This is a genomic window from Frankia sp. CeTa3Moorea, assembly GCF_978021225.1.
In genome coordinates this window covers 4,591-8,227 of the sequence record NZ_CDXDOR010000185.1, presented here as the reverse complement: position 1 = coordinate 8,227, position 3,637 = coordinate 4,591, and the positions used below count along the sequence as shown (strand labels likewise).

Genomic DNA, 3,637 nt, shown 5'->3' with positions numbered 1-3,637 from the left:
AGCAGCTCCTCGACGTCCCGGTAGGACAGTGCGTACCGCAGGTACCAGCGGACAGCGAGGACAATCACCTCAGGTGGGAACCGGAACCCCGCGAACTCCGACACCGGAACCGGTGGACAGGAACGACGTCGACGCATCACACGATCATGACCGATCGACAGCCGCAGGACAGCGGACTCCGCCGATGCAACAGTGCCTCAGGACCCGCTCCTCGGCCGTGAAGCGGGCGAGGAGCTCCCGCTCGGCCCGCTCGGGCCCAGTCGGCCCAGTCAGCCCGGTCAGCCCGGTCAGTGCCGCCATCGGGGTACCCCGACCGGCACCGATACCGCCGTCCACATTCTTGCCACCGAAAAATGTGGTGCCGGAACCGGTGAACAAATTTTGTCACAGCGGTTGTCGGGCAGTTCGTGGCGGTACGGTCGACCACGAGGCCAGGCGTGCGGGAAGGCCGTAAAGTGCCGTCTCTCGTGAATCGTCTCTAGAATTATCGGACGGTGAGCCCCACCAAAGAGCCCCACCAAAGAGTAATTGACGTTGCTTGCCCGCGAGATAGGTTGTCCAAAATAACGAAGGGCCAACCATGCTGATCGTTGCGTTGACAGGCGTCGCACGTCTGTGTGCCCGCCATCGCTGGATCGCGGTCGGCATGTGGGCGGTGCTCCTCCTGCCTGCGGTGTTCTTCGTGATCGCAGGTCACGCGCAATATAGCCACGATGTGTCGGTTCCCGGTTCCGAGTCGCAGCGGGCAATGAATCTGGCGCGCAAGGTGATTCCAGGCGGCGTCCTGCCGGACACCGAACAGATCGTGCTGCACGCCAGGCGCGGCACGCTGGCTGACCCGCTGGTGCACCAGCAGGTCGAGGAGTTGCTCGCCGACGTCGGGAAGCTGCCGGGGGTACTCACCGTCGCCGACCCGTTCGGACCACTAGGCAGGACGGTGCTGGGTGTGTCACCGGTCAGTGCCGACGGGCGCACGGCGGTGGCTCCGGTAATCATGAAAGCGTCGGCGCTCGAACTCGACCTCGGCGCGATCAGACGGGTCTCGGCTACGGCCCGGTCCTACAGCGGCCCCGAGCTTCAGGTGGAGTTGGGCGGACCGGGCGCGACCGCGCTCACCTCGGCCGGCGTCCCGATCCGACCGCTGCTGGCCGCCCTCGCCGTCGCGCTGGCGGTCTTGTGCCTGACCCTGCGTTCGAGGGTGGCCGCCATGATCGCCGCCGTCGTCGCGGCCATGGCCACCGTCACCACCGTGGCCGTCACGACGGTACTGTCCCACTACGTCCTGACGACTCCCTTCGCCGCTCTACTTGGCGGCATGATCGCCCTTGGGGTCAGCCTGGGTGGGTCCGTCCTGGTCGTCTACCGGGCGCAGACCGCGTTGGCGCGGGGCGTGAGCCCGGTCGACGCGGCCACCGAGGCGATGGTGAAGTCGGTAGCCGCCCTGGCCTCCGGTGGCGTGTGCCTGAGCGTGGCGATGACCGGGGTGCTCCTGCTGAACCTGGGCCCGTTCACGGGAGTCGCCCTCGCGGCCGGGGTGGCCGGGGTGCTCAGTGCCCTGGTCACCCTCACGCTGTTGCCGGCGCTGCTCGTCCTCGGCGGCACCCGGATGCTGGGCTGGCTCGGACGGCATTCCCTGACCACGACGGGTCGTGGCCTACCGCACCGGCCGGGCGTGCGATCGTGGTGGGCCAGGCAGGTGGGGCGTCACCCGGCTGTCGCCGTGGCCGCGGCGTGCGTGCTGCTCGTCGCCCTGGCAGCGCCGGTGGTCACCCTGCGGCTCGGTGGCGGCGACGCGGGCGCGGAGCCCACGTCGGCCACCGCGCGGCGCGCGTATGACGTGGTCAGCCGCGACTTCTTCAGCGGTCTCAACGGGCCGATGCTCGTCGTCGTCGACCGGGGGGAGGGCAGCCGGACCGTCACCGTGACCGACGTCGTCACCGCCCTCAACACGACGCCGGGGGTCAAACACGCGTACGCCTCGTTCGACAGTCCCGAGTCGGGCCTGGCCCTGATCCAGGTGCTGCCGCAGGCGGGTCCCCGGTCGACGGACTCCTACGACCTGGTGCACCGACTGCGGAACGACGTCCTGCCGGCGGTCCTGCGGCCCACCGTGAGCCGCGCCTACGTGGGCGGGCAGGCGGCGTTGTTCGCCGACATGGCCGCGGATTTCCGCGGCGCGCTGCCGATGTTCGTGTTCGTGGTCCTGCTCGCGGTGGGCGCGCTGACCTTCCTCACGGCCTCCTCGCGCGTCACTGCCGCCGTACTCGCCGTTTCGGAGCTGTCGTGCGGCCTCGCAACGGTCGGTGTCCTGGCGGCGCTCTTCCAGCAGGACCGTTTCGCCGGGAAACTGGGCCTCCAGGCTGGTCCGATCGAACCGTTCATCCTGGTCTTCGTGCTGGTCGTCGGGTTCGGCCTGTCCCCGGGCATGAACCTGAGCCTGCTGAGCAGACTGCGCGAAACCGATGCGCCAGGCTGGCGGGCGCTCGAAGGCGACGCGGTCAGCCGCGGCCACGCCGACGTGGGGCACGTCGTCCTCACCATGAACCTCATCATGATCCTGGCGTTGTCGGTGGTCATGGCGCAGCCGTCCCGCACGCTGAAGCTGCTCGGGGTGGGTCTGGCGGTCGGTGTGGCGCTCGACGCGTTCGTGGTGCGAGCGGTCGTCCTCCCCGCGCTGGTGCACCTGGATCGGCGCCGCGAAACCGCTGGCGGCGTACCCGCCCAGCGCCGGCCGGCGAGGGCGGCCACGAGGTCGTACGACCCGCCGTCGGCGCCATCCCATGCGGGCAACGGCACGCGCGGCGGCCGTTTTTCCCGGAGGAGTACATAGGGATGGGGCCCGGGCGTGTTGCGTTCCGGGGAACGTTCCCGGGCAACGTTCCCCGGAACGTTGCGGGGGAGTGGTGCGGGCCAGGCCCCGGGGGTCTGTTGCATTGCGGGACAGTACGGCAGGGTGAACCCGGCCGGATCGATGATCAGATCGCCCGCATGAGCTCGGCGAAGGCAGCCGTCAGCCGCACCTACGGGTCGGCGTCGACGCCAGGTTCGTAGTGTCCGCGGCGAAGATTCCGCACGAACGCGTGTCCGGCGCTGATCGTCTGGGCGGAACGGAACCCAGCGCGTAGCGCGGGTACCACCGGACCGCGAGCACGATCACCTCGGGTGGGAACCGGAACCCGTGAACTCCGGGACCGGGACAGGCGGACAAGGGCGGCAGCGAGCCATCATCCGATCATGCCCCGATGTCGGCGCGGCCCCCGGCCCCCGCCGATGCAGCAGTCCCTACTTCCCCGTTATCGGTAGGTAGGGCCGCGCGAAACCTTCAAAAGTCAGATCATCCGAGGCCTCGCGGTCCACCGGGTGGTTGTCCTTGCCGCCCATCCAGTAGTTCCAGATCCGAGCTGAATGTGGCGTCGTCGTGTCGATCTTCGGATGGTCCGTCGGGTTCCCGGTGCCATTGTGCTGCTCAGCTACGTCTCTCCTTACGCTGGCTCGGCCGGGTGAACCCGGCGAAGCAGGAAGATCCAGCCGGAATGTGGCCTGTGGGCCAGCCTCGGCTACCGATTTGAGGGTATAGCTATCGCAAATGGCGGCGGATCAACTACCGGGACATGTACTCTCAACCGGCCTGGTCGGG

General features: G+C 68.7%; 1 protein-coding gene and 3 pseudogenes. 1 reads left to right on the top strand and 3 read right to left on the bottom strand.

Annotation, left to right across the window (positions count from 1 at the left end):
- Positions 1-104: pseudogene (locus AC08OV_RS21750) on the bottom strand (IS6 family transposase); the annotation flags it as partial.
- Between the two features lie 476 nt (positions 105-580).
- On the opposite strand from AC08OV_RS21750, the gene AC08OV_RS21745 reads away from it, so the two are divergent.
- Positions 581-2,830, top strand: coding sequence for an MMPL family transporter (locus AC08OV_RS21745; protein ID WP_476615045.1), 2,250 nt, complete (start codon positions 581-583; stop codon positions 2,828-2,830).
- 285 nt (positions 2,831-3,115) lie between these two features.
- On the opposite strand, the pseudogene AC08OV_RS21740 reads toward AC08OV_RS21745, so the two are convergent.
- Together AC08OV_RS21740 and AC08OV_RS21735 are read right to left on the bottom strand one after the other, a co-directional pair.
- Positions 3,116-3,225: pseudogene (locus tag AC08OV_RS21740) on the bottom strand (IS6 family transposase); the annotation flags it as partial.
- A 111-nt stretch (positions 3,226-3,336) separates the two neighbouring features.
- Positions 3,337-3,426 (bottom strand): annotated as a pseudogene (locus AC08OV_RS21735) (SAM-dependent methyltransferase); the annotation flags it as partial.
- Positions 3,427-3,637 lie beyond the last annotated feature (211 nt).

Coding starts and splice junctions, on each gene's coding strand:
- AC08OV_RS21745 (WP_476615045.1), top strand. CDS start 581: ATGCTGATCGTTGCGTTGACAGGCGTCGCACGTCTGTGTGCCCGCCAT.